The following is a 26,298-nucleotide window of genomic DNA, read 5'->3' as shown; positions in this document are numbered from 1 at the left end:
GGCGCCACACGGACGGCGGCCGGGCCCCGCACGCGCGGGACGATATCCGAATGTATATCCGGGAGGGGGAGATGTCCACCGCAGCGGCCGGCGGTCTGTGCGGCGCCGTCACCCCCGGGGCGGAGAGAGATACCGGGCGAGGATGTCCCGCACCTGGCGGATGGTGAAGGGTTTACCGAGGTGGCCGTCCATGCCGGCCTCGAGGCACCGCTCCCGGTCCCCGGCCATGACGTTGCCGGTCATGGCGATGATGGGAATCCGGCGACCGTCGCCGGCGGCCTCCTCCTCGTCGCGGATGCGTCGGGTGGCCTCGTAGCCGTCCATCTCCGGCATCTGGCAGTCCATGAACACCAGGTCGAAGCGGCCCCGGCGGACGGCCTCCACGGCCTCCCGGCCGTTGGCCGCCGTCTCCACATCCAGGCCGAACCGGCCGAGGATGGCCATGCCGAGCACCCGGTTGACCTCGTTGTCCTCGGCAAGGAGCACCCGGCCCGAGAACCGGTCCCTCACGGCCGGGACGTCCGCCGCCGACTCCTCCTGCTCGGGGTGGCCCAGGGCCATGAGCAGGCCGCCACGCAAGGTGGACCTTCGGAGGGGCTTGACGACGAGGCCATGGAAGAGCCGGGCGCCCTCGCCCGAGAGGACCCGGGATCCCTGGACGTCGAGGAGGACCATCCGCACCCCCTCCAGGGCCGGGTCATCCTTGACCACGTGGGGCAGGGAGAGATCCGAGACCCCGGGCACCCGGGCGTCCAGGAGGAGGAGGCGATAGGGCCGTCCCTGGGCCGCAGCGGCCTGGAGCCACAGGAGCCCCTGGTCCGCGGTCTCCGCCCCCGCCCAGTCCATCCCCCAGTCGTCGAGGTAGTCCTCCGTCACGGACCGGGCGGGCCCGGGCGGGGCCACCAGGAGGACCCGCTCCCCCTCGAGGGCCGGCCGCCGCTCCTCCGGGGCGGAGGGCCTCCGGAGCGGCAGGCGGAACCAGAAGGTGGAGCCCCGGCTCGGCCGGCTCTCGAACCCGATGGTGCCGCCCATCATCTCCACCAGTTCCCGGGAGATGGCCAGCCCCAGCCCCGTCCCCCCGTACTTGCGGGTGGTGCTCTCGTCCCCCTGGGTGAAAGGGCGGAAGAGCTGGGGCTGGAGTTCCGGGGCGATGCCGATCCCCGTGTCCCGGACCTCGACGCGGAGCCAGCCGGAGCCGCCGTCGCCGACCTCCCGCCCCGCGCGGACCACCACGCTCCCCGACTCGGTGAACTTCACGGCGTTGCCCACGAGGTTGGCCAGGACCTGCCGGAACCGGACCGGGTCCCCTTCCACGAGCCGGGGCACCGCGGGCCCGATGTAACAGGCGGTCTCGATGCCCTTGCGGTGGGCGCCCTCGGACAACAGCGCCACCACGTCTTCCACGGCCTCGGCCACGTCGAACTCCACGGACTCGAGGCTGAGCTTGCCGGCCTCGATCCGGGACAGGTCCAGGAGATCGTTGATGATGGCGAGCTGCATCTCGGCCGAGGCGTAGGCGGTCTCCACGTAGCCGCGCTGCTCCTCGGTGAGGGGGGTGGCCTTGAGGAGCTCGAGCATCCCCATGACCCCGTTCATGGGGGTCCGGATCTCGTGGCTCATGTTGGCGAGGAAACGGCTCTTGGCGCGGCTGGCCTCCTCCGCCTGCCGCCGGGCCCGTTCGAGCTCGGCGGTCCGGCGCCGCACCGTCTCCTCGAGGTTCTGGTTCTGCTCCCGGATCCACCGGTAGAGCTCGAGACTCTCCAGGGAATTGGCGCAGTGGCGGAGCACGATGGAGAGGAGGTTCAGGGTGGCCTCCTTGACCTCCGCCGAGGTGCCCTTGAAGATCCCGAGGAACATGCCCCGAACCCGAGAGGGCGTGGCCAGGGCATGGAGGAGCAGCGTCCGCGTGCCGTCCTGGAGAGGTACCATCACCGCCCGGTTCCGGAAGAGGGCCCAGGCGAAGGTCCCCTCCTCGATGCACCGGTCCATCTCGGCCTGGATGAAGCGGGTCCGGGCGGCGGGATCGCAGTCGGCGAGGCGGAAGCTCGAGTCCGCCTCGTCCACCGTGGCGAAGGCGGTGAGCTCGAAGTCGAGGAGCTTCCGGAGCCGCAGCCGGGTCTCGGCGAAGAGCGTCGCGGCGTCCCCCCCGGTCTTGACCCCGGTGGGGAAGTCGCCCATGGAGGCCACCAGGGCCAGGGAGTCCATGGCCCACTGGTACTGCCCCTCCAGGCGTTCGAGCCGGGCCCTGAGGGCCGCCAGTTCCTTCTCCGGGTCGGGCGTTTCCCGCTTCATGAACAGTAGACCGGGATGATCATGGCCACCACGTCCTTGTACTGCCGCTCCAGCTGGGCCAGGACCGGCGACAGGACGTTCACCGAGAGCCCCAGGGTGCGCCAGGCGTCGGCGTCGAGGGGCGGGACGAAGCGCTCGCCGCTGGTGCCGAGCTGCCGGGCGTTGACGATGAAATCCGCGAGATGGGCGGTGGCGGCCTCCACGGGGAAGAGCATGGCCCGCCGGGGGCGGTGGTGGTAGGTCACCGCCTCCACCAGGCTGGGCGGCAGCTTCCAGAACTTGAGGAGGGCGCGGCCCACGTCGGCGTGATCGAAGCCGAGGACCTCCTCCTCCACATCCCGGACCAGGCGGCCCTCTTCCCGGGCGGCCGTCAGCGCCCGGCGGGCCTCCTGGGGCACCTGGAGGTAGAGGATGAGGCGGCCGATGTCGTGGAGGAGGCTCGCCACGAAGAGCCGCTCCACGTTGGGATAGCGCTGGTAGGTCCCGAGGATCCGGGCGGCCACGCCGCAGGCCACGCTGTGGCGCCAGAACTTCTCCATGTCCACGAGGTCGCTGGAGACCCCCTCGAACATCTTGACGATGGAGGTGGCCAGGGCCAGGTCCCGGAGCTGGCGGGTCCCGATGATGGTGACCGCCCGGGAGATGGTCTCGATCTTGGACGGAAATCCGTAGAAGGGGCTGTTGACGATGCGGAGGAGCCGGGCGGAGAGCCCCGTGTCCTCGCTGATGATGCGGCCGATGTCCGCGCTGGTGCTGAGGGGATCGTCCACCGCCCGGCTGATGCGCTGGTAGATGTCGGGCAGGGAGGAGACGTCGGCCCCGAGGACCAGGTCTTCAGGATGGCGGGCCATCTTCTCGCTCCTCGCGGCCTTCCCTGCCCAGCTCCCGGACGGCCAGCAGGCGGAAGACCTCCCGGGCCACGGGGTCCTCCAGGTCCACGTGCCGGAACCGCTCCTCGAGCCGCTCCCGGACCTCCCGGATCCGCTCGGGGTCCGCCGCGGCCGCCGCCTCGGTCTCGGGCGGGCCGGGAACCCGGCCTTCCACGCTCACCTCGGTGACCCCCCAGGCCCGGAAGATCTTGATGTGGTCTTCCGTGAGGGTGGTCCCGGCCGCGAGGAGGACGCGGTTGTTCCGGTCCACCGCGCTCCGGGCGAGCACCATCCCGGGCTTGAGCTCGTCCACGCTGATACAGGCCATGGCCTCCCCTTGGCTTCGGCGCCGGCCGTCCCCCCTGTCTCACCCCTACATTTTTCGGCCGCTTCCGGGGCCACCTTTAACCCCGCCGGCGGCCGGAGGGGGCGGAACCGGGGCGCGGCGCTAGCGGAGTTCCCGGTAGAGCAGGGAGTGGACGGCGACGAACGCGGCGGCGGGAAGCCTCGGCGCCACGGCGCCCACGGCCTCGAGGATGGTGGCGCGCCCCTCGGCCAAGAGCCGCTCCAGGGCGGCCTCCGGGTCGCGGACGGGCACCTCCAGGAGCCTTCGCGCCAGGCGGGTGGCGGCGGCCTCCGCCGGGTCCGCCTCGTCGGCCAGGGTGGCGGGGGTGTCCGCCGCCACATCCCTGCCGTGGCCGCAGAGAAAGTGGCCCAGCTCGTGGGCCAGGGCGAGGCGCACCCGCTCCGGCGGACCGAGGGTGTTCAGGAAGACGGCCGCCCGCGGCCCCAGGGCCAGGAACCCGGCGGCGAGCTCGGACCGGCACCGGAAGGGGAAGACGGTCAGCCGGCAGGCGGCGGCCAGGGCCTCCGGGGGCATCGCATCCACCGCCCCGGCGGCGCCGGGGTGCGCCGGCCGGGGGAGACCCGGCTCCACCAGGCGGAAGACCTCCTCGAGGGCCCCCTGGAGGAGCCAATCCCGCGGACGCAGGTGATGCAGCCGCAGCCGGAAGGGCTCGTAGGAGCCGGCCACCAGGCGGAAGGGATTCAGGCCGAGGGAACGGCACAAGACCCGAAGGTCCCGGAAGCGACCGCCGCGGCCGGAGAGAAAGGCCTCCACGGTGCCCGCCGGAACCCCGGAGGCCTCGGAGGCCTCCTGGGCGCCGAGGCCCCGCCGCTCGAACTCGTACCGGAGGCGCCTGGCCAGGCCCTGCTGCCGGGCCCGGGCCGATGCCGGCAGCCGCCGCCCCGGGGGAAACGAGCCGGGCTCCGGGTCGCCGTGACCGGCGACCCCCTTCCCGCCCTGGCTCCATTCGAGGACCATCTCCCTCCTCCGGCCGGCGCCCGGAAGATGATGGTGTTGCAAAAATGCGCGGGCTGCGGCGTTGCTTCGGATGTTATCGTCATTGCGGCGTACCCAAGTACGCCTCATTCCTCGATGGCGCCGCGAAAATCACCAAGCGGGGTTCAAGCCCCTCGGCCCCTCGACCCCCCGGGTACGCCTCGTTCCCCGAGATGGTCGCGCCTTGTCCTTAGCGATTCCTGCTGAGCCATCCGCTCGGAGGCCTTTTGACGAGGCCATCAAAGATGACCTGATTCCCTTTTCAGAAACACTTTCCAGGGAAAATAGAAGATGATGAAATGTCAATCCGAGAGAATCGACCCAAACACCATATTTCTGCATCCCCCGGGATTTTCAGCGTGAAGCAACATGGAATCGTTGTCAAGGGGGAGGGGACCGGCGGCGGGACGCCGGGGAGGAAACGGGCGGCGCGGAACGCTCAGGCCGGCGGCGCGGCGGACCCGGCCCCCCAGACGCCCTCGACGACCTCGCCGCAATCGCGGCACCGGCCGTCTTCCAGCCGGTTCTCCAGGATGCGGAAGCCGTGGCGGCGGATGAGCACCCGGCCGCAGCCCGGGCAATAGGTGTTTTCCCCGCCCCCGCCCGGGATGTTCCCCTCGTAGACGAAGCGGAGGCCTTCCTCCAGGCCGATCTCCCGGGCCCGCCGCAGGGTGTCGGCCGGGGTCGGGGGGCGGTCGAGCATCTGGTACGTGGGGAAGAAGGCGGTCACGTGCCACGGGATGGCGGGGTCCACCTCCCGGATGAAGCGGGCGATCCCCCGCAGTTCCTCCGTGGAGTCGTTCCATCCCGGGATGACCAGGGTGGTCACCTCCACCCAGACCCCCAGTTCGCGGAAACGGCGGACGTTGTCCAGCACCGGGGCCAGGCGGGCCTTGCAGACCTTCCGGTAGAAGTCCTCGGTGAAGGCCTTGACGTCGATGTTGATCCCGTCCAGGACCCCGGCGAGGTGGCGCGCGACCTCCGCCTCCATGTAGCCGTTGCTGACGAAGACGTTCCGGAGGCCGCGCCGGCGGGCGAGCCCGGCGCAGTCCCAGGCGAACTCGTAGAAGACGGTGGGCTCCACGTAGGTGTAGCTGAGGCTCGCGCAGCCCGAGCGCTCCGCCGCCTCCACCACCGCCTCCGGGGTACGCTCCCGGCCGATGATGTCCGGGTGGACGCGGGGATACTGCGAGATCTCGTAGTTCTGGCAATGGGCGCAGGAGAAGTTGCAGCCCACGGTGGCGATGGAATAAGACGTGGTGCCGGGCAGGAAGTGGAAGAGGGGCTTCTTCTCGATGGGGTCCACGTTCTCGGAGACGAGCCGGCCGTAGACCAGGCTCACGAGCCGGCCCTCCCGGTTCTCCCGCACCCCGCAGAGGCCGCGCCGCCCCGGACGGATCCGGCAGTGGTGATGGCAGAGGCGGCAACGGACCTCCGCCCCGTCGAGCCTTTCGTAGAACATGGCTTCCTTCATGGCCGCCCCCTCGTCTCGCATCCCGCGCCGTCACGCCGGTTTTGACACCGCCGCCTGCTTCCATGATAAGCTTTTCGTGCCGGATGTCAGCACCCCCCGGGCGGGGCCGCCGGTGCCGATCCATTCAAGAAATTCCCCGCAATCCCGAACAGGGAATAAGGGACCGAGGCGCAAGAGAGTGAGGAAGGACGAGGAGGCCACACCCGCCACATGGAGACCCTAGAGGTCCATCCCGGCACCCACGCCGTCGCCGCCGGCCGCGACACGATCCTCGAGGCGCGTTCCCTCGGCGCCACCCTGGCGGTGGCGGCCTGGGACGAGGCCGCCGGCGTCGGCGGTCTCCTCGTGTGCGCCTTCCTGAAGACCCCCGGGGATTTCGCCCCGGCCGGCCCGGAACCCCTGGAATCCACGGAGCGCGGGCTCAAGGCCTTCTTCGCCGAGCTCGTGGACCAGGCGGCCCAGCCCGCAAGGCTCAAGGTCTACCTGGCCGGGACGGCGGAATTCCTCTCGGCGCCGGACGCCCTGAACCTCGGGGCCAGGCTGCGCCGGGCGGTCCGCAAGGTCCTCGAGCAGAACGGGGTCGCCGTGGCGGCCGAGCACGTGGGGGGTGCCGCCAACCGTGACATCCGGCTGGACACGAGGACCGGCGGGGTCACGGTGACGGTGGACAAGGGCCGGGAGGTGCGGCTGTGAACGACACCGGCGGCGTGTTCCAGATCGACATGACCCTCGAGCGGGTCTTCGACACCTTGACCGAGGTCCCCACCTTCCCGGAGGTGGTGCAGAAGGCCCTGGCCCTCCTCGACGATCCCATGGCCACCATGGCCGACGTGGAGGAACTCCTGCGCTACGACCAGGCCATCACCGCCAACATCCTCCGGGTGACCAACTCGGCCCACTTCGGCCTGCCCCAGCAGGTTTCGAACCTCCAGACGGCGCTGGCCCTCCTCGGAACGGACCAAATCCGCCAGATCCTCATGGTGAGCGCCAGCCTTCCCTACCTCTCGCGCCCGCTGAACGGCTACGGCCTCACGGCCCGGGAGCTGTGGGCCCACGCCATCGGCTGCGCCGTGACCGCCGAGATCCTGGCCGGGGAACTGGGCCACGGGGAGCCCTCGCTCCCCTTCACGGCGGCCCTCCTCCACGACCTCGGCAAGATCGTCCTCGACCTCCACCTCGGGATCCGCCTCGAGGAGATCCGGCTCTTGGTGGAACGGGAGCGCCTGCCCTTCGACGAGGCGGAGTGGCGGGTCCTCGGCGCGGACCACGCCGTCATCGGCTACGAGCTCCTCCACCAGTGGAACTTCCCCCCGGGGATCTGCCGGGCGGTCCGCAACCACCACGACCCGGACCTCTACGTCCAGGACGATCTGTCGGCGATCATGGCGCTCAGCAACATCCTCGCCGTCTCCCTCGGCATGGGCGTCCACGGCGATTCCTTCCGCTACCGGATCGCCCCGGACCTGGCCGAGCGGCTCGGCCTCTCCGGGGAGAGCCTCGACCGGTGCATCGCCCGATCCCTGGATGCCTTCTACGCGGCCCGCGACCTCGTGGGGCTGGTGCCCGCCTGATCCCCGGCCGGCACCCCCTCGAAGTCCGCGGCCAAAACGGCGTGGTCCGAGGGCCGGGGCCCGCGCCGCGGTTCCAGGTCGATGAAGGCGGCCACGGAGGCCGCCGCCAGGGGCGGCGTGGCCAGCACGTGGTCGATCCGCCAGCCGAGGTTCCGCTCGAGGGCGCCGCGGACCCGGTAGTCGAAGAAGGTGTAGTGCCCGGGCCCGGGAACGTGCCTCCGGAAGACGTCCACGAGCCCCCAGGCCGTGACCCGGGCCAGGCGCGCCCGGGCCTCGGGGTGAAAGCAGACGTGGCCGGCGAGCCGTTCCGGGGCGTAGACGTCGGCAGGCTCCGGGGCCACGTTGAGGTCACCGCACCAGAGGAGCGGGCGCTCCGGCCGGTATTCCCGCCGGAAGAGGTCCAGGAGGCGGTCGAACCACCGGAGCTTGTACCGGAAGAGGGGATGATCGGCGGCCCGGCCCTGGGGGACGTAGGTGTTCACCACGTCCACCCCCCGGACCCGAAGGCGGATGAGCCGGGCATGGTCCTCGGGGGTGTCCTCCGGATCTCCGAACCCGGTCCGGACCGCCTCCACGGGCCCGCGGGCGGCCACCGCCACCCCGTTGTAGCCCTTCATGCCCCGGAAGACGACCTCGTAACCCAGGCGCCGGAAGGCCCCGGCGGGGAAGTCCGCGTCGGAGACCTTGGTCTCCTGGAGGCACAGGACGTCCGGCCCGTGCCGCTCCAGCCAGCCGAGGACCACCGGCAGGCGCGCCCGCACTGAGTTGACGTTGAAGGTGGCCGCCCGAAACCGCTCCATGCCCACGTGCCGCACCCCCGCGCCCTCGCCGCCCGATCCGCCGGAACGCCCCGGAATCAAGGTCGTTTCCGGGGGGCGGCCGCCTTGACAGCCCCAGGGAATCCTGTTATCAACAGCATCGCTTCAGGTTTACACTTGAAAGGGCCGAAAGCAAAGGCGCGTAGCTCAGGGGGAGAGCGCTACCTTGACGCGGTAGAAGTCGGCGGTTCGATCCCGCCCGCGCCTACCATTTTTAATTATCGATCTTCCTCCATCCGGCCCTCCGGGGTCCGAAAGGCATCCATTCCGCCTCTCCCGGGTGGAAGGTGCCTTTCTTTCCTTTTTGGAGCCGGCACGGCGATCGGGCGCGAGAGGCAGGGCCAGGACGTGACATCCGCAGCAGAGACCATCACCGTGACCCTTCCCGACGGTGCCCGCCGCGAGATCCCGGCCGGCACCCCGGCGGGCCGCCTCCTCGAGGAAGCCCTCGGGCCGAAGCGGGCCAAGCGCTTGGTCCTGGCCCGGGTCGACGGCGAGCTGCGCGATCTCGCCGCCCCCCTCCACGACGGCGCCGCGGTGGAGGGGGTCTTCGCCGGCGACGAGGCGGCCCTGGAAACCCTGCGCCACACCGCCGCCCATGTCCTCGCCCAGGCGGTCCAGGAGCTCTTTCCCGGGACGAAGCTCGGCATCGGCCCCGCCATCGAGAACGGCTTCTACTACGACTTCGACCGCGAGACCCCGTTCACGCCCGAAGACCTCGAGCGCATCGAAGAGCGCATGGCGGAGATCATACGGGCCGGGGAGCCCGTCACCCGGCGCGACCTCTCCATGGACGAGGCCCGGCGTTTCTTCGCCGGTCGGGGCGAGGCCTACAAGCTGGAGCTCCTGGACGATCTCGCCCGCGAGGGGCACGAATCCGTCTCGGTCTACGAACAGGGCGGCTTCGCGGACCTGTGCCGGGGGCCGCACCTGCCCCACACCGGCCACGTGGCCGCGGTGCGGCTCCTCCACACCGCCGGGGCCTACTGGCGCGGGGACGAGAAGCGCCCCATGCTCCAGCGGATCTACGGCACGGCCTTCTTCGACGCCAAGGCCCTCAAGCGCCACCTGAAGCACCTGGAGGAGGCCCGGAAGCGGGACCACCGCCGCCTCGGCAAGGAGCTCGACCTCTTCTCCATCCAGGACGAGGTCGGCCCCGGCCTCATCCTCTGGCATCCCCGGGGCGCGGCGCTCCGGCGGGCCATCGAGGACTTCTGGCGCGAAGAGCACCGGCGCCGGGGCTACGGCATGCTTTTTACCCCGCACATCGCCCGCCGCGACCTCTGGAAGACCAGCGGCCACCTCGACTTCTACGCGGAGAGCATGTACGCGCCCATGGAGATCGACGAGGTCCGCTACCAGATCAAGCCCATGAACTGCCCCTTCCACATCGCGGTCTACAACTCCCGGCGCCGGAGCTACCGGGAGCTGCCGCTCCGCTGGTGCGAGCTGGGCACCGTCTACCGTTACGAGCGGACCGGGACCCTCCACGGCCTCATGCGGGTACGCGGCTTCACCCAGGACGACGCCCACGTCTTCTGCCGCCCCGACCAGCTGGAGGGGGAGATCGACGCCATCCTGGACATGACCCTCTACATGCTCCGGGTCTTCGGCTTCGACCGCTACGACATCTACCTCTCCACCCGTCCGGAGAAATACGTCGGCACCGAGGACAACTGGGAACGGGCCACGGGCGCCCTCCGAAGCGCCCTGGAGCGGCGCGGGCTCGCCTTCGAGGTGGACCCGGGCGAGGGTGTCTTCTACGGGCCCAAGATCGACATCAAGATCCGCGACTGCCTGGACCGCTCCTGGCAATGCTCCACCATCCAGGTGGACTTCAACCTGCCGGAACGTTTCGAGGTCCGCTACGCGGGGGAAGACAGCCGACCCCACGCCCCCATCATGATCCACCGGGCGCTGCTCGGCTCCCTCGAGCGCTTCATCGGGGTGCTCATCGAGCACTACGCCGGGGCCTTTCCCCTGTGGCTCGCCCCGGTCCAGTGCCGGGTCCTCACCGTGACCGACCGCCACGACGCCTGGGCCGCGGAGGTGGCCGAGCGGCTCACGGCGGCGGGTTTCCGCGCCGAGACGGACCTGCGAAACGAGAAACTCGGCCGCAAGATCCGCGACGCCCAGGTGGAGAAGGTGCCCTACATGCTCGTCGTCGGCGACCGGGAGACCGCCGATCGGACGGTGAGCCCCCGCCGGCACAAGGGCGAGACCCTCGAAGCCCTCTCCCTGGACGAGTTCGTCTCCCTCCTCGAGACGGAATGCCGGCGGCCCTTCACGGAGGCGGCCGCCGCGTGAGCGACTCGTGGAGGCAACGGGGCCGGCGGCGGCAAGGGGCCCGGAGGGGTGAGCAGCGGCCGGCCGGGGGTCTTCTCCGCCGCGTCGCCATGGACACGCAGATCGGAAACGGTTTATAAGGGGTCGAGAGGAACCATGCATCACAGCGGCGCCGGGGTGGCCGACAGCCCCCGCCGGGCCGCGGACGCCAAGCGGGAGGTGTGATATCGCTCAGGAAAAACGTGTCAGGGTCAATCGGGCCATCCGGGCCCTGGAGGTTCGGCTCATCGCCGCCGACGGCCAGCAGCTGGGGGTCGTGCCCCTGGAACAGGCCTTGGCCACGGCCGAGGATGCCGGCCTGGACCTGGTGGAGGTGGCACCCAACGCCGAACCGCCGGTCTGCCGGATCATGGACTACGGGAAGTTCAAGTACGAGCAGAGCAAGAAGGCCCAGCAGGCCCGGAAGAAGCAGACCTTCATCCAGCTCAAGGAGGTCAAGATGCGGCCCCGGACGGACGTCCACGACATGAACGTCAAGAAGGGCCGGATCCGGCGCTTCCTGGAAGAAGGCAACAAGGTGAAGGTGACCATGACCTTCCGCGGTCGCGAGATCGTCCACAGCAACATCGGCCGGGAGATACTGGAACGGGTGGCCGAGGAATTCGCCGACGTCGCCCGCGTCGAGCATATGCCCAACATGGAGGGGCGCATCATGCACATGATCCTGGCGCCCCTCAAGGAAAACTAGCACCCGGCCGGGCGGGGCGCGGCCGGATCGGAACACGCCCACCGCTCCCGGAAGGGATGCCGGGCGCCGGGTGCGAAGTGCCGGGGCTTCAGAGTGCTTTGCCGGCGGAAGTTGAAGATGGCCTCGCAAAAGTCCTCTGAGTGGATGGCTCGGCAAAAATCGCCAAACGCAAGGCGAGCCCCTCGCGAGGAACGAGGCGTACCCGGGGGCTCGAGGGGCTCGGATCCCGCTTGGCGATTGTCGCGACGCCATCAGGATTGAAAAAAGCGCCCGGACAGGGTACATCTTGCGCCAGCCCACCGTCCCCGGCAGGGAGGACGTCCGGCGAACACGCACCGCCACGGGGAGAACTGAAGATGCCGAAGATCAAGACAAAGCGGGCCGCCGCCAAGCGCTTTCACAAGACCGGGTCGGGCAAGTACGCCCACTTCAAGTCGGGCAAGAGCCACCTCTTGACCCACAAGAGCCGGAAGCGGAAGCGCCGTCTCCGCCAGGACCAGCTGGTGGACGAGACCCGGGTCCGCTCCGTGCAGCGCATGGTGCCCTATCTCTGATAGGCGTCGCAAAAGGTCTCTGAGTGGAGGGCTAAGCGAGAATCGCCAAACGCAAGGCGCAACCCTCGCGAGGACCGAGGCGTACGCAAGGGTACGCCGCAGTGACGATGCGATGGGAGGCACCGCCGTCAAGCGTCCCGCTTGGCGATTTTTGCGACGCCGTCAACCGAGAGGACGCTGAACCAGACAAGATTAGAGATGGCCGCACGCGAGGCGCAGGCCCCACGGCGCGGAGACTTCGAGGGATGAGGCGGTGCCCCGAAGGACCCCGCCGCCGGCGGCCTCCCGAAAGGCCATCGATCAAGGAGTCCACACGTCATGCCACGAGTGAAGAGAGGTTTCAAGGCCCGCCGCCGTCGGCGCAAGATCCTTTTGATGGCCAAGGGGAACCGGGGGGCCCGCCGCCGGTGTTTCAAGCAGGCCAAGGAGACCGTGGAGAAGGGTCTCTGCTACGCCTACCGCGACCGGCGGGCCAAGAAACGCAACTTCCGCCGCCTCTGGATCGTGCGGATCAACGCGGCCTGCCGCGCCAACGACCTGTCCTACAGCCGCTTCATCGGGGGGCTGAACAAGGCGGGGGTCCGCATCGACCGCAAGATCCTGGCCGATCTCGCCGTCACGGATGCCACCGCCTTCTCCACCCTGGCCGGCATGGCCAAAGATGCGTGAACGCCTGGGTGAGATACGCCGGGCCGCCCTCGCCGCCGTCCAGGACGCCCGCACCCCGGAAGACCTCGAAGCCGTCCGCGTCCGCTACCTCGGGCGGAAGGGAGAGCTCACCCGCCTGCTGAAGGGCCTCGGCGCCCTCCCCCCGGAGGAGCGCCCGGCGGCCGGCCGGGAGGCGAACCTCCTCAAGAAGGACATCGAGACCGCCCTCCGGGACCGGGAAGCGGAACTCGCCGCGGCCGCCCCGGCCGCCGCCGACCGGCTCCGAGGCGGTGTCGACCCCACCCTCCCCGGCCGCCGGCCGCACCTCGGGCGGCTCCACCCCATCACCCAGGTGATGGCGGAGATCTGCGCCATCTTCTCGGAGATGGGCTTCGCGGTGGAGGAAGGCCCCGAGGTGGAGCTCGACTCCTACAACTTCGAAGCCCTGAACATCCCCCCCGACCACCCGGCCCGGGACATGCAGGACACCTTCTACGTGGACGACGACGTCCTGCTCCGGACCCATACCTCCCCCATCCAGATCCGGACCATGGAACGGCGGCGGCCGCCGCTTCGCATCATCGCCCCGGGCAAGGTCTACCGCTGCGACTCGGACGTGACCCATACGCCCATGTTCCACCAGGTGGAGGGCCTCATGGTGGACAGGGCCGTCTCCTTCGCGGACCTCAAGGGCACCCTCACCCACTTCCTCCACCGGGTCTTCGACCCCGCCACCGAGGTCCGGTTCCGGCCGAGCTTCTTCCCCTTCACCGAGCCCAGCGCCGAGGTGGACATCCAATGCGTGATGTGCCGGGGAAAGGGCTGCCGGGTCTGTTCCCAGACCGGGTGGCTCGAGATCCTGGGGGCGGGCCTCGTCCATCCCGCCGTGTTTCGAAACGTGGGTTACGACCCCGAAGAGGTGAGCGGCTACGCCTTCGGCCTCGGGGTGGAACGGATCGCCATGCTCAAGTTCGGCATCGACGACATCCGCCTCTTCTACGACAACGACGTCCGCTTCCTCCACCAGTTCTGAGAAAGACCCGGTCATGCGCGTCCTCACCTCCTGGCTCAAAGAGTTCGTCCCGTTCCGCGTCGGCGTGGAGCGCCTGGCGACGGACCTCACCATGGCGGGCCTCGAGGTGGAAGGCGTCGAGGACGCCTGGCACGGGCTCGCCCGAGTGGTGGCCGTCCGGGTGATCGAGGCCGGGCCCCTGGCCGAAGACGGCCGCCTCAAACTCTGCCGGGTGGACGCCGGGAACCGCCGGCTCCAGGTGGTCTGCGGGGCGCCCAACGCCGCCCCGGGCCTCTGGACGGCCCTGGCCCTCCCCGGCGCCGTGCTCCCGGACGAGCGGCGGGTGGCGGCGGCCACCGTCGCCGGGGCGCGTTCCGAGGGAATGCTCTGCTCGGAGGCGGAGCTGGGCATCGGGGAGGTCGCCGACCGCATCGTGGATCTGGCCGCCGCCGGGCGCCGCCCGCTGGCCGGCCGCCCGCTGGCCGACCTCCTGGGCCTCGAGGACTGGATCCTCGAGATCGGGGTGACCCCCAACCGTGCCGACTGCCTGAGCGTGCTCGGCGTGGCCCGGGAGGTCGCCGCCGTCTACGGCCTGGAACCGGGCGGTCCCGACCTCTCCCCGCCGCCGGCTCCCGCGGCGGGCGCCGGCGGCCCGGTGATCCCGGTGCGCATCGACGCCCCCGAGGCCTGCGGACGGTACGCCGCCGCCGTCCTCGAGGGAATCCGCGTCGGCCCCTCCCCGGCGTGGATGCAGCGCCGCCTCCGGGCCGGCGGCATCCGCCCCATCAACAACGTGGTGGACGTCACCAACTACGTCCTTCTCGAGACGGGCCAGCCCCTCCACGCCTTCGACCTCGACCGCCTGGACGGACCCGCCATCGTCGTCCGGCCCGCCGCCGAGGCGGAGCACATCGCCACCCTCGACGGGAAGGTCCGCGCCCTCCAGGCCGGCATGCTGGTCATCGCCGACCGCCGGAGGCCGGTGGCCGTCGCCGGGGTCATGGGCGGCGCCGAAAGCGAGGTCACCGGGGCCACGACGCGGATCCTCCTGGAGAGCGCCTGGTTCGAGCCGCGCCAGGTCCGCCGCACCGCCCGGGCGCTCCGGCTCTCCACCGAGTCTTCCTACCGCTTCGAGCGGGGGACCGACCCGGAAGGCGTCCCGGCGGCCCTGGGGCGGGCCGTGCGCCTCCTGGCGGAGGTGGCCGGCGCCCGCGTGGCGGCCCCCCCGGTGGATCTCTATCCCGCGCCCTTTGCGCCCCCGGAGATCGCGCTCCGGCCCTCGCGGGCAAACCGCCTCCTCGGGACCAACCTCTCCGCCGCCACCATGGCCCGCCTGCTCCGCCGGGCCTCCATGCAGGTGGAGGCGGCCGGCACCGGCCGCGGAAAGACCCTCCGGGTGCGGCCTCCGTCCTTCCGACACGACGTCCGGGAGGCGGTGGATCTCGTGGAGGAGATCGCCCGCCTCCACGGCTACGGGCGGATCCGGACCCGGACCCCGGCAGGGGCACTGGAGACCCGCCCCGCCGGCGACCTCCAGCGCCTGGCGACGGAGACCCGCCGGCTCCTCACCGCCTGCGGCCTCGACGAGATCGTCTCCTACAGCTTCGACGCCCCCGATTCTCCGGGCCGACTCCGGCTGCCGCCCGGAGATCCCCGCAGCCGTCCCGTCCGGCTCCGCAACCCCCTCAGCGAGGACCAGTCCATCCTCCGGACCTCCCTGGTGCCCTCGCTGCTCGGCGCCGCCTCCCGCAACATCGCCCGCCGGTGCCTGGACCTGCGCCTCTTCGAGGTCGGGAAGGTCTTCTGGGCGGTAGGAGACGGCCGGCAGCCCGAGGAACACCTCCAGATCGCCGGCCTCTGGACCGGGCGGCGTCATCCCCCGGGATGGGCCTTCCCCCCGGATCCCGTCGACCTCCACGACGTCAAGGGCGTGGTGGAGGCCCTCCTGGACGGGCTCGGCTGCCCGTGGCGGCTCTCCCTCGAGGTCGACGTCCCCTACCTCGCGCCGGGAACCGCAGCGGCCTTTGTCGATCCTTCCGGCCGGCACCCCTACGGCCACGTGGGCCAGGTCCATCCCGACGTCCTGGCGGCATGGGACATCCGCCAGGACGTCTTCCTGTTCGAGGTCTCGGCGGAGGCCGTGGCCCGCGGCGGCTTCGGGACGGTGCGCCGCTACGCCCCGATCCCGCGCCACCCCGCCGTGGAGCGGGACCTGGCGGTCATCGTGCCGGCGGACGTCCCCGCCGGGGCGCTGGTGGATTTCGTCACCCGGCACGAGGTCCCGGCCCTGGAGCGGGTGGAGGTCTTCGACTTCTACACGGGCCCGCCCATACCCCGGGGGGCCAAGAGCGTGGGGCTCCGGCTCCGCTACCGGGCCCCGGACCGGACCCTCACCGAAGACGAGGTCTCCCGCGTCCACGATCCCCTCGTGGCGCGCCTGCTCGAACACTTCGAGGCCCGGTTGAGGACCTGAAGATGACCACGCTCACCAAGCGCAAGATCGCGGAGGCCGTCAGCGAGCGGCTCGGGTTCTCCGTCCGTTGCAGCCTGAAACTGGTCGAGGCCCTGTGCGGGGAGATCAAGGCGGCGCTCCGGTCGGAGGAGAAGGTCAAGATCGTCCGGTTCGGCACCTTCTCGGCGAAGGAAAAGGGCGCGCGCCGGTGCATCAATCCCGTCACCGGGGAACCCATCCTCATCGCGCCCCGGCGGACGGTGGTCTTCCATCCCAGCCGGAACCTCAAGGCCGCCGTCAACGGCCGAGGCGGCCTTTCCGGCACGGACCGTTCCGCTCCGCGGGAAAATCCGCTACCATAACCCACGGGCGACGGTGACTGGCCGCCGTGCCGGAGACGGCCGGCGGCACCTTCAGCCCTCCGCCGCCGAGGGGACGGGTACGGGTGAGTCAGGCCCTGGACAACGCCAAGAAGTACTACCGCATCGGGGAGGTCAGCCGGATGACCGGCGTCGCTCCCCACGTCTTGCGGTACTGGGAAGGCGAGTTCCACCAGATCCGCCCGAGGCGGGTCGCCCGGCGGCGGCTCTACCGGAACGAAGACATCCGCCTCGTCTTCCGGATCAAGCAACTCCTCTACGAGGAGGGGCTCACCATCTCCGGCGCCCGAAGACGCCTCCGGGAGGAGGCGGCGGCCGAAGCCGCGCCCGAGCAGGCCCCCGCCGGGCGATTCATCGAGGCGCTCCGCGAGATCCGGTCCGCCCTGCAAGACCTTCGGGATTCGCTGGCGGCCGGGGACGAAAAGACGCCCGGGGCCCGTGGGCCTTCATGGCCGCGGGAATAGGAAAGGAAACCCTCTCCATGACGACCGAAACCGACCTCTCGAAACGCCTTCGGGAGCTGCGGGCCCGCATCGACGCCGTCGACGGGGAGATCGTCCGGCTCCTCAAGGAGCGGCTCGACGTGGCCCTGGAGATCGGCCGCGCCAAGGCGGAAGCCGGCCAGGATCCCCTCGACCCCGCCCGGGAGCAGGAGGTCATCCGGAACATCCTCTCCCGCAACGGCGGGGCCTTCCCGGCCGAGAGCCTCAAGGCGGTCTTCACGGAGATCATCTCGGCCTGCCGAAACGCCCAGCGCCCCGAGCGTGTCGGCTACCTGGGCCCGGAGGGCACCTTCAGCCACCTGGCGGCGACCCGCTTCTTCGGGCATGCCCCCGAGCTGCTCCCGGTACCGGAGATAACGGAGGTCTTCGACGGGGTGGCCAGGGGCCGGATGGACCACGGGGTGGTGCCCATAGAGAACTCCGTGGAGGGCTCGGTGGCCCAGACCCTGGACGGCCTCGTGGAGTTCGACGTCAAGGTCTGCGGCGAGGTCTTTCTCCCCGTCTCCCACGCCCTCATGAACCGGTCCGGCCGGCTCGAGGACATCCGGCGGGTTCTCTCACATGCCCAGTCCCTGGCCCAGTGCCGCATGTGGCTGCGGCGGAACCTCCCGGGCATCCCCGTGGAGGCGGTCGGGAGCACCGCCCAGGCGGCCGCCCGGGCGGCAGAGGACCCGGGGGCGGCGGCCATCGCAGCCCCCGCCGCCGCCGAACGGTTCGGCCTTCGTATCGTGGCGGAGGGCATCGAGGACTACGCCGGGAACACCACCCGGTTCCTCGTGCTCGGCCGAAACTGCCCCGGCCCCACGGGAAACGACAAGACGAGCCTGCTCCTCAGCCTCGAAAACCGCCCCGGCGCCCTCTACCGGACGCTAAAGCCCCTGGCGGACCGTTCCATCAACCTCACCAAGATCCAGTCCCGGCCGGTGAAGAACGAACCCTGGCGCTATCTCTTCTTCGTGGACCTGGCGGGGCACCTTTCGGACCCGGACATCCGGGACGGCGTGGCGGCGGTGGAAGAGGGCTGCGCCTCCCTCAAGTGGCTGGGATCCTACCCGGCGGGGGAACCCCTGGCCGCCTGAGCCGGTGCACCACCGCCCCGGCGGGTCAGGAACCGGGGGTGGCCCCGCGGTCCCCGGCCTCCACTCCGCCGCCCGGCAGGGTGGCAAGACGATAGCGGGCGAAGTCCCGGAGCGCTGTGCCATCCCCGCCGCTCTCGAGAAAGGCCTGGTAGTGCCGGCGGGCGGCCTCGACGTCGCCCGCCGCGGCCTCGAGCCGGGCGAGATCGAGGAGCGCCACCTCGCCGAAGCCGGGGACTTCGGCCTCGACCACTTCCCGGTAGCGCCGCCGCGCGGCCGCCGGCCGCCCCCCCGCCTCGGCGAGACCGGCAAGTCCCATCCGCGCGGCCGCCCCGAGCGGGTGGTCGGCGTCGTACACCCGGGCCGCCTTCTCGAAGGCCTCCCGGGCCTTTTCGTCCATGCCCTGCTCGCGCAGCGCGCCGGCCAAGAGGAGGAGGCCCTGGCGGCCCGCGTCCGTCCCCGGGCACCGGGCTTCGAGCCGCTCCAGGACCCCGGCCCGCCGACCGGGCTCACGCTCCACCAGGGCCTGGCCCACAAGGGCGGCGGCCCGGTCCTCCTGGCGCTGGCGGTAGGTGGAGAACCCGGCCCACAGGATGACCCCCAGGAGACAGAGGCTCAGGGCGGCCAGGGCCTCGCGGCCGTATCGCTCGGCGTAGACCCGCGCCCCGTCCGGCAAGGCCGAGAGGATCTCGTCCATGAGCCCTGTGCCCTCTTCCTCCGGCCGGCCCCGCCGGGGTCCCGCTGCCGTCGTCTCCTCCTGCATGCCGCCTCCTTTCGTCCTTTCGTCGTGCAAGCGTCTCGCTTGGTGATTGTCGCGGCGCCGTCCTACTTGCCGCCGAAGAAATCCTCCCACCGGAAGACCAGGGGGCGGGTCCCCTCCTTGAGGACACCGGCATCGATCACGGTGCCGTAGAAGAAGGTATGATCCCCCGTGGTGCAGCTGCCGTCCACCTCGCACTCCACGTAGGCGCAGGCCGCCTCGAGGACGGGCGACCCCCGGAGGGCGCTGGAGTAGGCCACTGCCTTGAACTTGTCCACCTTCCGGCCGCTCTTGAAGCCGAAGTGCCGGGCCAGGTCTGCGGCCCCCTCGGGAAGGGCGTTCAGGCAGAACCGGCCCGCCTCCTGGATGAGGTCGTGGGTGTAGCGGGCCGGGGCCACGGCGACGCCGGCCATGGGCGGCTTGAAGGAGACCTGGGTCACCCAGGCCGCGGTCATGCCGTTGATGCGGTCTCCGTGGCGGACCGTCACCACGTAGACCCCGGTGGGGAGAGCGGCGGAGATCTTGGCCTGCATGGCGGCACCTCCTGCTGTGAGATGGAACGCGGCCGTCGGCCGGGCACGATGCCGGGCCCCGGGCGCGATTATAGCAGGCACCCCGGGCGGGAAAAAGCCCCGCCCGGAGGACGGCCGCCGGCCCCGCCTTCACCGCGTCCGTGCCCGTTCCGCCCGGGCGTTGCCCCGCCGCCCCCCTGCACGGTATCCTGGAGTGCCCCTTGGCACCGGAGGAGGCATTGGAAGATGACCCGGGACGAGACCATCTGGCTCACCTTCTTCGCCTACCTGGCGGCGGTTCTCGCCATCGGCCTCTTCGCCATGGCCCGCACCCGGAATCTGGAGGACTACCTCCTCGGTGGACGGCGCCTGGGCAGTCTCGCGGCCGCGCTCAGCGCCGGTGCCTCGGACATGAGCGGCTGGCTGCTCCTGGGGCTGCCGGGCCTGGCCTACACGGCGGGGCCGCGGGCCGCCTGGATCGCCCTGGGGCTCCTGGCGGGCACCTGGCTCAACTGGCGCCTGGTGGCCGCTCGCCTCAGGGCCTTCACCGTGGCCGCCGGGGCCCTCACCATCCCGGAATACCTGGAACGACGCTTCGACGACGGCTCCCGCCTCCTCCGGGTGACCTCGGCCCTGCTCATCCTCTTCTTTTTTTTGTTTTACACCGCCTCGGGCCTCCTGGCGGGGGGCAAGCTCTTCGAGGCCGTCTTCCACCTCCCCGCCCGATGGGCCGTGGCCGCCGGGGCCGCCGCCATCCTGGTCTACACCTTCCTCGGGGGTTTCCTGGCGGTCTCGTGGACCGACGTGTTCCAGGCCCTCCTGATGCTCCTGGCCCTGGCGGTGGTCCCCGCGGTGGCGCTGGCCCGGGCGCCCGCGGGGCACCTGCCCTGGCCCCCGGCGCCCGCCGACCCCGCCCGGCTGATCGAGGTGATCTCGCTGGCGGCCTGGGGCCTGGGCTACTTCGGCCAGCCCCACATCCTCGCCCGGTTCATGGCCCTCGAATCCCCCCGGGGGGCGCCCCGGGCCCGCCGGATCGCCACCACCTGGGCGGCCCTCTGCCTGGCGGGCGCCCTCGCCGCCGGGTGGGCCGGGCGGATCGTCTTCCCCGTGGCCCTGGCCGACGCCGAGCAGGTCTTCATCGCCCTGGTCGGCCGGCTGCTCCACCCGCTGCCCGCGGGCATCTGCCTGGCCGCCATCCTGGCCGCCGTCATGAGCACCGCGGATTCCCAGCTCCTGGTGGCCGCCTCGGCCCTCACGGAGGATTTCTACAAGGCCCTCGCCCGGCCCGGCGCCGGGGCGCGGGAACTGGTCTGGATCGGCCGGGCCGCCGTGGCGGCCGTCACTGCGGCGGCTACCTGGATCGCCCTGGGCCCCGGCCGATCGGTCCTCGACCTCGTGGCCCACGCCTGGGCGGGCTTCGGGGCGGCCTTCGGCCCGGCCCTCCTCGGCTCCCTCTTCTGGTCGCGGATGACCCGTAACGGCGCCCTGGCCGGGATCGCCGCCGGGGGCCTCACCGTGGTGGTCTGGAGCCGCCTCCATGGAGGGCTCTTCGACCTCTACGAGATCGTGCCCGGGTTCGTCCTCTCCGCGGCGGCCATCGCGGCGGCAAGCCTCCTCGACCCGGGGGGAAGGGCGCGGGCGGAGGCCCGCTTCCGAAAGGCCGCCCCCTGACGGCGGCGGCCTACTGGGTCCGGACGAGGCGCAGGCGATCGAGCCCGCTGCGCTCGAACTCGGCGTAGTAGCGGTCCGCCAACTCGTCCTCCCGGCGGGCCGCCTCGTCGGGCTCCATCTCCTCCAGGGCCGCCTCGCCCCCCACCTCCTCGAGGAGGTCCCGCCGGGCCAGGCGGACGGCCAGCTCCTCCCAGAAGGACATGTCGACGAAGTCGTTCACGAAGGCCGTGTCGGTCCCGATGTCCTCGTAGACGGATGAGAAATAGTACTTCTTTTCCCGCCGGTCGTACTCGACGAGGTCGCCGAACCCGAAACCCTCGGCCAGGGACAGGAACTTCTGGATCAGCATGTCGTAGGGCTGGATCGCCGGGTCGTCCCGGTCGCGGTAGGAATCGATGATCCACCCGGCCACGGAGAGCATGTCGAGCAAGAGTCGGAATTCCTGTTTCGTGATGTCGACCTTCATGTGATCCTCCGACCCGGGATCCGGCCCGGGCCCTGAGAAAAAAGGGGCCTTCGGCCGGCCGGCAGAAAGCCCCTTCGACGTTTCTGGCGCGCCCGGAGAGATTCGAACTCCCGACCTACGGATTCGTAGTCCGGCGCTCTATCCAACTGAGCTACGGGCGCAAAAGGCGCTTCCTATATACTGGATACGCCGAACCGTGGCAACCCCCGCCGCCCGCGCCTTCCGCCCCTCCTCACGCCGCCTTCCCCGGCATTCCGTCCTGGCCCCGATAGGGCACGGGGGAGAAGAACACCGACGGCTCCCGGCGAAGCGGCTGGGGAAAGAGCTCCATGAGCCGGTAGATGTCCTGGGGCATGTCCGTCCGCACCGGCAGTCCCATCTCCCGCGCCTCCCCGGCGGTTATGGGATAGTCGTGGGTCCAGCGCCCCTGGGAGAGGGCCTCGGCGATGCGGCCGGCCGTGTCCGGGTCGTACCGGTGCCGGAGAAGGTCCTCGACGTTCTGCCGCATCTGGCTGAGGGCCTTGCGGGCCACGTCCGCCAGGATGAAGGTCCGGTCGTCGATCCGTTCTGCGGGCTTCTCCTCCAGCACCCGGACCAGGGAGGCCGCGGGGAATTCCCCCATCTGGGGATCCACCGGGCCGAGGACCGCGTGTTCGTCCATGACGATCTCGTCCGCCGCGAGGGCGATGAGCGCCCCGCCGCTCATGGCGTAATGGGGGACGAAGGCCGTCACCTTCCCCCGGTGGCGGCACACGGCCCGGGCGATCTGGAGGGCGGCCAGGGCCAGCCCCCCGGGGGAGTGGATCACGAGGTCGATGGGCATGTCGTCGTCGGTGAGATGGATGGCCCGGATGACCTGCTCCGAGTCGTTGATGTCGATGTAGCGCATGATGGGGAAGCCGAGAAAGCTCATGGTCTCCTGTCGGTGGACCAGCAGGATCACCCGGGAGCCCCGCTCCCGCTCGATCTTCTGGAGCATCCGCTGGCGGGCGGCCTCGAGCATCTTCTGCCGCAGGACCGGCTGGAGGGCGGAGAAGACGAAAAACAGGAACAAGACATCCATGCCGCTCATGTCGCTTCCTCCTTCAGGCCGCCCGGCCGGCGGGCACGGGCCGCAGACCGCGAAGCATCAATACCGCTCCGAGTAACGGGAAAACCCCAGGGGCCGGTAGGGATCCCGGCCGGGGCCGCACCGGCGTCTCACGGCCAGGAAGGGCCGGTGCAGGAAGACCCCGCAGAGGAAGCCACCGATGTGGGCCCACCAGGCCACGCCGCCCACCGCCCGGGCCCCGAGGGAGAGACTCCCGCTGAAGACCTGCTCGAAGAACCAGAACGCCAGGTAGAAGAAGGCGGAGACCTCGAAGAAGAAGGGCAGGAAAAAGACGGGCACCAGGAGGACGATCCGGGCCCTGGGATAGAGGACGTAGTAGGCCCCCATGACCCCCGCGATGGCGCCCGAGGCCCCCACCATGGGGACGGTGGCCTCCGGGTTGGCGACGATCTGGGCGAGGTCCGCCGCGATGCCGCAGGCGAGGTAGAAGGCGAGGAAGCGCCAGGGGCCCATGGCGTCCTCCACGTTGTCGCCGAAGATCCAGAGGGTCCACATGTTGGCCAGGACGTGGATCCATCCCCCGTGGAGGAAGAGCGCCGTCACGAAAGGCCAGAGGGAATCCGCCGGGAACCCGTTCCAGGCCGCCCAGTCGGGGTGCACGAACCGGGCCGGGACCACGCCGAAGAGGTAGAAGAGCCGCTGGAGGAGGGGCTCCGGGATCCAGGTCTCGAAGAGGAAGATGGTGAGGTTGACGCCGATGAGCGTCCAGGTGGCCACGGGAGGACAGTGCCGCGGGGTGCTGTCCTGGATGGGGATCACGGCGCTTCCTCGGCCGACGGCCCCCGCCCCACGGGGGAGACCCCTCGGGGGGTGCAGGGCGAGGGATCGCCCTGGATCTTGGCGATGGCGTGTTCGAGCACGGGGGCGAGGACGGCCATCCCGTCCCGGATCGCCCCGGGGCTTCCGGGGAGGTTCACCACCAGCGTCCGGCCCCGGACGCCGGCCACCGCCCGGGAGAGCATGGACCGGGGCGTGGCCCGGAGGCCGGCCGCCCGCATGGCCTCGGCGATGCCGGGGATCTCCCGCTCGAGGAGGGGCCGGGTGGCCTCCGGGGTGACGTCCCGGGGCGAAAGCCCCGTCCCCCCCGTGGTCACCACGAGGTCGAGGCGAAGCCGGTCGCACCAGTCCACGAGCTGGGCAGATATGGCCGGCGCCTCGTCGGGGACGACCCGGTGCTCGGCCACCTCCAGCCCGGCCTCCCGGAGCAGCCCGCAGAGCAGGGGGCCGCCGCGGTCGTCCGCCGTACCTGCGGCGGCGCTGTCGCTCACCGTGAGCACCCCCGCCCGGTACAAGTCAGCCCTCTTCCTTGGCCGCCTTGGCCGCCGCGACGATCTTCTCGGCCAGGTTGGGCGGCACCGCCTCGTAGTGGGCGGGCTCCATGGTGAAGGTGCCCCGGCCGGCGGTGAGCGATTGAGGTCGAGGGCGTACTTCTGGACCTCGGCCAGGGGCACCAGGGCCTCCACCACCTGGAACCCGTGGCCGGGCTTCATGCCCATGACCTTGCCGCGGCGGCCGTTCAGGTCGCCGATGATGTCGCCCACGGCGTCGTCCGGTACGGTGATGGTCATCTTGACGATGGGCTCGAGGAGCTTCGGCCTGGCCTCCAGGACCCCCTTCTTGAAACACTGGATGGCCGCGATCTTGAAGGCCATCTCGGAAGAGTCCACCTCGTGGGACTTGCCGTCGTAGAAGCGGACCTTGACGTCCACCACGGGGTAACCCGCCAGGGGGCCGCTCTCCATGGCCTCGTGGAGCCCCTTCTCCACCGCCGGGACGAAGTTCCGGGGAACGTTCATCCCCACCAGCGCCTCCTCGAACTCGAAACCGCGGCCCCGGGGCAGGGGCGAGATGTCGAAGTGCACCTCGGCGAACTGGCCGGCCCCGCCGGTCTGCTTCTTGTGGCGGTAGATCACGCCCTTCTTGGTGGTGGAGATGGTCTCGAGATAGGGGATCCGAGGCTCGGACAAGGCCACCTGGACCCCGAACTTGCGGGCCATCCGCTCCACGAGGGTGTCGATGTGGATCTGCCCCATGCCGGAGATGATCAGTTCCCGGGTCTGGGGGTTGCGCCGGACCTTCAGGGTGAGGTCCTCCTCCTGGAGGCGGGAGAGGGCCTGGGCGATCTTCTCCTCGTCGCCCCGGCTCTTGGGTTTTATGGCGTAGGAGAGCACCGGGGTGGGAAGTTCCACGAACTCGAGGCGGATGGGGGCCTCCGGCGCGCACAGGGTGTGCCCCGTGGCCGTCTCCTTGAGCTTGGCGAGCGCCACCACCTGCCCGGGCCCCGCCGCCTCCACGGGCTTCTGGGAGGCCCCCTCCAGGGAGAGGACCTGGCCGTAGCGCTCGGTGGCGCCGGAGTTGGGGTTCAGCAGGTTCCCGTCGGGTCGGAGGGTGCCGGAGAAGATCCGGAGCACCGACAGGCGCCCGGCGTAGGGATCCGTGATGGTCTTGAAGACCAGGGCGGAGAAGGGGGCCTCCGCCGTGGGCTCCCGGGTGACCTCCTCGCCGGTCTTCGGGTCCCGGCCGGTGACGGGGCCGCGGTCCACGGGCGAGGGGAGAAAGTCCACCACCAGGTCCAGCAGGGTCGAGGCCCCGATGTTCCGGACGGCCGCCCCGCAACAGACGGGGACGAAGCCCCCGCCCGAGATGCCAGCCCGCAGGCCCTGGACGATCTCCTCCGGGGTGAGGTCCTCGCCCTCCAGGAACTTCTCGAGGAGGCCGTCGTCGGACTCCGCCGCGTATTCCACCAGGTTCCCTCGGAGTTCCTGGACGGTCTCGGCCATCTCGGCGGGGATCTCCGCCGCCTCCACCGTGCCGTCGTCCTTGGCCAGGAAGGCCTTCATCCGGACGAGGTCCACGAGGCCGCGGAAGGACTCGGCGGCCCCGATGGGGACCGCCACCGGGACGAGCCGGAGTTCCAGGGCCTCCTTCAAGGTCTCCACCGCGGCGTCGAAGGACGCCCGCTCCCGGTCCATCCGGTTCACGAAGAAGACCGCCGGGAGACCCCGCTCCCGGACCATGGACCAGACCTTGAGGGTCTGGGGCTTGACGGGATCCACCGCATCCACCACGAAGACCACGCTGTCGGCCACCCGGAGCGCCACCTTCGTCTCGCCGACGAAGTTGTCCTCGCCGGGGGTGTCCATGAGCTGGACGGTGGTCTTCCGCCACTGGAGCGGATGGAAGGCCGTGGTGATGGAGAGCTTCCGCTTGGTCTCCTCCGCCTCGAAGTCCAGGGTGGCCGTGCCCTCGTCCACGCTCCCGAGGCGGGAGACCGCCTTGGCGGAAAAGAGCATGGCCTCCGCCAGGGAAGTCTTCCCGGCGCCGGTGGTGGAAACCAGGGCCAGGTTCCGGATCCGCTCTGCGTCCATAAGTCGTCCCCTCCCGTTGTGGATGGTCCTCCCCGCGGGGCGGGTCCGGCCCCGGGGCGGGACCTCTGCTGTCGATGACCGAGACGGAGCGGGGCCCTGGCCGTGCGCGCAAAGGCCAAGCCCCCTGGCGGCACCGGACGCCCGGGCGAGGCACCCGGCCGGAACGGCCGGTACGGGGCGCCGCTGAGGATCACGCCAGTCTGCAGGATACTGAATGGCGCAACCCACCGTCAAGCCGGATCCGGCCCCGGTGCTTGAAGGCGAAGGGGCGAACCTTTATGTTGGGAACAGTCGTCTTTCGCCCCGGACCCGTGGGCGTCCAAGAACGGGCCGGATGCAAGGCGGCAACGATGTCGATGAATACTCCCAAGTATATCGACGAGTT

General features: G+C 70.7%; 24 protein-coding genes and 2 tRNA genes. 13 read left to right on the top strand and 13 right to left on the bottom strand.

The window, feature by feature from the left end:
• Positions 1-108 precede the first annotated feature (108 nt).
• From HCU62_RS07380 to amrS, 5 genes are all read right to left on the bottom strand, one after another.
• Positions 109-2,292, bottom strand: coding sequence for an ATP-binding protein (locus HCU62_RS07380; protein WP_163297434.1), 2,184 nt, complete (start codon positions 2,290-2,292; stop codon positions 109-111).
• Entirely contained in the window at positions 2,289-3,143 is an 855-nt protein-coding gene (locus HCU62_RS07375) for an HDOD domain-containing protein (protein WP_163297432.1), read from the bottom strand. The genes HCU62_RS07380 and HCU62_RS07375 overlap by 4 nt, the downstream gene beginning before the upstream one ends.
• Entirely contained in the window at positions 3,127-3,489 is a 363-nt protein-coding gene (locus tag HCU62_RS07370; protein ID WP_163297430.1) for a DUF3391 domain-containing protein, read from the bottom strand. The genes HCU62_RS07375 and HCU62_RS07370 overlap by 17 nt, the downstream gene beginning before the upstream one ends.
• Before the next feature lie 120 nt (positions 3,490-3,609).
• Entirely contained in the window at positions 3,610-4,485 is an 876-nt protein-coding gene (locus HCU62_RS07365; RefSeq protein WP_163297428.1) for an ImmA/IrrE family metallo-endopeptidase, read from the bottom strand.
• A gap of 457 nt (positions 4,486-4,942) precedes the next feature.
• Positions 4,943-5,977 (bottom strand): AmmeMemoRadiSam system radical SAM enzyme, encoded by a 1,035-nt coding sequence (gene amrS, locus HCU62_RS07360; protein WP_163297426.1) that lies wholly within the window; start codon positions 5,975-5,977, stop codon positions 4,943-4,945.
• A gap of 210 nt (positions 5,978-6,187) precedes the next feature.
• Here amrS and HCU62_RS07355 point away from each other — a divergent pair, with 210 nt between their 5' ends.
• Together HCU62_RS07355 and HCU62_RS07350 are read left to right on the top strand one after the other, a co-directional pair.
• Positions 6,188-6,670 carry a chemotaxis protein CheD gene (locus HCU62_RS07355; RefSeq protein ID WP_163297424.1) on the top strand — a complete coding sequence of 161 codons (483 nt, stop codon included), beginning with the start codon at positions 6,188-6,190 and terminating at the stop codon, positions 6,668-6,670.
• The gene (locus tag HCU62_RS07350) at positions 6,667-7,548 is read left to right on the top strand and encodes an HDOD domain-containing protein (RefSeq protein WP_163297422.1); all 882 of its coding nucleotides are present in this window, start codon (positions 6,667-6,669) and stop codon (positions 7,546-7,548) included. The genes HCU62_RS07355 and HCU62_RS07350 overlap by 4 nt, the downstream gene beginning before the upstream one ends.
• On the opposite strand, the gene xth is transcribed toward HCU62_RS07350, so the two are convergent.
• A complete protein-coding gene (gene xth / locus HCU62_RS07345) occupies positions 7,509-8,363 on the bottom strand; it encodes an exodeoxyribonuclease III (protein WP_309474748.1) in 855 nt (284 codons plus the stop codon). The genes HCU62_RS07350 and xth overlap by 40 nt on opposite strands.
• A gap of 139 nt (positions 8,364-8,502) precedes the next feature.
• On the opposite strand from xth, the gene HCU62_RS07340 reads away from it, so the two are divergent.
• The 10 genes from HCU62_RS07340 to pheA all read left to right on the top strand — a co-directional run bounded on the left by HCU62_RS07340 (position 8,503) and on the right by pheA (position 18,028).
• Positions 8,503-8,577, top strand: a tRNA-Val gene (locus HCU62_RS07340).
• 137 nt (positions 8,578-8,714) lie between these two features.
• Positions 8,715-10,673, top strand: coding sequence for a threonine--tRNA ligase (thrS, locus tag HCU62_RS07335; RefSeq protein ID WP_309474747.1), 1,959 nt, complete (start codon positions 8,715-8,717; stop codon positions 10,671-10,673).
• Between the two features lie 205 nt (positions 10,674-10,878).
• Positions 10,879-11,400: a translation initiation factor IF-3 gene (infC, locus tag HCU62_RS07330; protein ID WP_163297462.1), complete on the top strand. Its 522-nt coding sequence runs from the start codon at positions 10,879-10,881 to the stop codon at positions 11,398-11,400.
• Positions 11,401-11,756: 356 nt separating this feature from the next.
• Complete coding sequence (rpmI, locus tag HCU62_RS07325) at positions 11,757-11,954, top strand: 50S ribosomal protein L35 (protein ID WP_163297420.1); 198 nt, start codon at positions 11,757-11,759, stop codon at positions 11,952-11,954.
• A gap of 318 nt (positions 11,955-12,272) precedes the next feature.
• The gene (gene rplT / locus HCU62_RS07320; protein WP_163297418.1) at positions 12,273-12,623 is read left to right on the top strand and encodes a 50S ribosomal protein L20; all 351 of its coding nucleotides are present in this window, start codon (positions 12,273-12,275) and stop codon (positions 12,621-12,623) included.
• Complete coding sequence (gene pheS / locus HCU62_RS07315; RefSeq protein ID WP_163297416.1) at positions 12,616-13,635, top strand: phenylalanine--tRNA ligase subunit alpha; 1,020 nt, start codon at positions 12,616-12,618, stop codon at positions 13,633-13,635. Before rplT ends, pheS begins: the two co-directional genes overlap by 8 nt.
• A gap of 13 nt (positions 13,636-13,648) precedes the next feature.
• Complete coding sequence (gene pheT, locus HCU62_RS07310; RefSeq protein ID WP_163297414.1) at positions 13,649-16,087, top strand: phenylalanine--tRNA ligase subunit beta; 2,439 nt, start codon at positions 13,649-13,651, stop codon at positions 16,085-16,087.
• Between the two features lie 2 nt (positions 16,088-16,089).
• On the top strand, positions 16,090-16,428 hold the full coding sequence (locus HCU62_RS07305; protein ID WP_163297412.1) for an integration host factor subunit alpha: 339 nt from the start codon (positions 16,090-16,092) through the stop codon (positions 16,426-16,428).
• A gap of 26 nt (positions 16,429-16,454) precedes the next feature.
• Entirely contained in the window at positions 16,455-16,910 is a 456-nt protein-coding gene (locus HCU62_RS07300) for a MerR family transcriptional regulator (protein WP_343066728.1), read from the top strand.
• Positions 16,911-16,927: 17 nt separating this feature from the next.
• The gene (gene pheA, locus HCU62_RS07295; RefSeq protein ID WP_163297410.1) at positions 16,928-18,028 is read left to right on the top strand and encodes a prephenate dehydratase; all 1,101 of its coding nucleotides are present in this window, start codon (positions 16,928-16,930) and stop codon (positions 18,026-18,028) included.
• A 25-nt stretch (positions 18,029-18,053) separates the two neighbouring features.
• Here pheA and HCU62_RS07290 read toward each other — a convergent pair whose 3' ends face one another.
• Positions 18,054-18,788, bottom strand: coding sequence for a tetratricopeptide repeat protein (locus HCU62_RS07290; RefSeq protein ID WP_163297408.1), 735 nt, complete (start codon positions 18,786-18,788; stop codon positions 18,054-18,056).
• A 62-nt stretch (positions 18,789-18,850) separates the two neighbouring features.
• Positions 18,851-19,318 (bottom strand): flavin reductase family protein, encoded by a 468-nt coding sequence (locus HCU62_RS07285; protein WP_163297406.1) that lies wholly within the window; start codon positions 19,316-19,318, stop codon positions 18,851-18,853.
• A 225-nt stretch (positions 19,319-19,543) separates the two neighbouring features.
• Between HCU62_RS07285 and putP the strand changes: the two genes are divergently transcribed.
• On the top strand, positions 19,544-20,968 hold the full coding sequence (gene putP / locus HCU62_RS07280; RefSeq protein WP_163297404.1) for a sodium/proline symporter PutP: 1,425 nt from the start codon (positions 19,544-19,546) through the stop codon (positions 20,966-20,968).
• Between the two features lie 10 nt (positions 20,969-20,978).
• Here putP and HCU62_RS07275 read toward each other — a convergent pair whose 3' ends face one another.
• From HCU62_RS07275 to fusA, 5 genes are all read right to left on the bottom strand, one after another.
• Positions 20,979-21,434 carry a hypothetical protein gene (locus HCU62_RS07275; protein ID WP_163297402.1) on the bottom strand — a complete coding sequence of 152 codons (456 nt, stop codon included), beginning with the start codon at positions 21,432-21,434 and terminating at the stop codon, positions 20,979-20,981.
• An 84-nt stretch (positions 21,435-21,518) separates the two neighbouring features.
• Positions 21,519-21,595, bottom strand: a tRNA-Arg gene (locus HCU62_RS07270).
• Between the two features lie 71 nt (positions 21,596-21,666).
• Positions 21,667-22,506, bottom strand: a complete 840-nt coding sequence (locus tag HCU62_RS07265) for an SDH family Clp fold serine proteinase (protein ID WP_163298815.1) — start codon at positions 22,504-22,506, stop codon at positions 21,667-21,669.
• A gap of 57 nt (positions 22,507-22,563) precedes the next feature.
• A complete protein-coding gene (locus HCU62_RS12615; protein ID WP_163298814.1) occupies positions 22,564-23,304 on the bottom strand; it encodes a rhomboid family intramembrane serine protease in 741 nt (246 codons plus the stop codon).
• On the bottom strand, positions 23,301-25,913 hold the full coding sequence (gene fusA / locus HCU62_RS07250; RefSeq protein ID WP_343066727.1) for an elongation factor G: 2,613 nt from the start codon (positions 25,911-25,913) through the stop codon (positions 23,301-23,303). Before fusA ends, HCU62_RS12615 begins: the two co-directional genes overlap by 4 nt.
• Between the last annotated feature and the right edge of the window lie 385 nt (positions 25,914-26,298).

Source organism: Dissulfurirhabdus thermomarina, from assembly GCF_012979235.1.
In the GTDB taxonomy this organism is placed as follows: Bacteria; Desulfobacterota; Dissulfuribacteria; order Dissulfuribacterales; family Dissulfurirhabdaceae; genus Dissulfurirhabdus; species Dissulfurirhabdus thermomarina.
This window is presented reverse-complemented; position numbering and strand designations above follow the sequence as displayed.

Bases quoted from the DNA above. Each gene is read 5' to 3' on its own strand.
- HCU62_RS07380 (WP_163297434.1), bottom strand. From the start codon at position 2,292: ATGAAGCGGGAAACGCCCGACCCGGAGAAGGAACTGGCGGCCCTCAGG.
- HCU62_RS07375 (WP_163297432.1), bottom strand. From the start codon at position 3,143: ATGGCCCGCCATCCTGAAGACCTGGTCCTCGGGGCCGACGTCTCCTCC.
- HCU62_RS07370 (WP_163297430.1), bottom strand. From the start codon at position 3,489: ATGGCCTGTATCAGCGTGGACGAGCTCAAGCCCGGGATGGTGCTCGCC.
- HCU62_RS07365 (WP_163297428.1), bottom strand. From the start codon at position 4,485: ATGGTCCTCGAATGGAGCCAGGGCGGGAAGGGGGTCGCCGGTCACGGC.
- amrS (WP_163297426.1), bottom strand. From the start codon at position 5,977: ATGAAGGAAGCCATGTTCTACGAAAGGCTCGACGGGGCGGAGGTCCGT.
- HCU62_RS07355 (WP_163297424.1), top strand. From the start codon at position 6,188: ATGGAGACCCTAGAGGTCCATCCCGGCACCCACGCCGTCGCCGCCGGC.
- rpmI (WP_163297420.1), top strand. From the start codon at position 11,757: ATGCCGAAGATCAAGACAAAGCGGGCCGCCGCCAAGCGCTTTCACAAG.
- rplT (WP_163297418.1), top strand. From the start codon at position 12,273: ATGCCACGAGTGAAGAGAGGTTTCAAGGCCCGCCGCCGTCGGCGCAAG.
- pheS (WP_163297416.1), top strand. From the start codon at position 12,616: ATGCGTGAACGCCTGGGTGAGATACGCCGGGCCGCCCTCGCCGCCGTC.
- pheT (WP_163297414.1), top strand. From the start codon at position 13,649: ATGCGCGTCCTCACCTCCTGGCTCAAAGAGTTCGTCCCGTTCCGCGTC.
- HCU62_RS07305 (WP_163297412.1), top strand. From the start codon at position 16,090: ATGACCACGCTCACCAAGCGCAAGATCGCGGAGGCCGTCAGCGAGCGG.
- pheA (WP_163297410.1), top strand. From the start codon at position 16,928: ATGACGACCGAAACCGACCTCTCGAAACGCCTTCGGGAGCTGCGGGCC.
- HCU62_RS07290 (WP_163297408.1), bottom strand. From the start codon at position 18,788: ATGCAGGAGGAGACGACGGCAGCGGGACCCCGGCGGGGCCGGCCGGAG.
- HCU62_RS07285 (WP_163297406.1), bottom strand. From the start codon at position 19,318: ATGCAGGCCAAGATCTCCGCCGCTCTCCCCACCGGGGTCTACGTGGTG.
- putP (WP_163297404.1), top strand. From the start codon at position 19,544: ATGACCCGGGACGAGACCATCTGGCTCACCTTCTTCGCCTACCTGGCG.
- HCU62_RS07275 (WP_163297402.1), bottom strand. From the start codon at position 21,434: ATGAAGGTCGACATCACGAAACAGGAATTCCGACTCTTGCTCGACATG.
- HCU62_RS07265 (WP_163298815.1), bottom strand. From the start codon at position 22,506: ATGAGCGGCATGGATGTCTTGTTCCTGTTTTTCGTCTTCTCCGCCCTC.
- fusA (WP_343066727.1), bottom strand. From the start codon at position 25,913: ATGGACGCAGAGCGGATCCGGAACCTGGCCCTGGTTTCCACCACCGGC.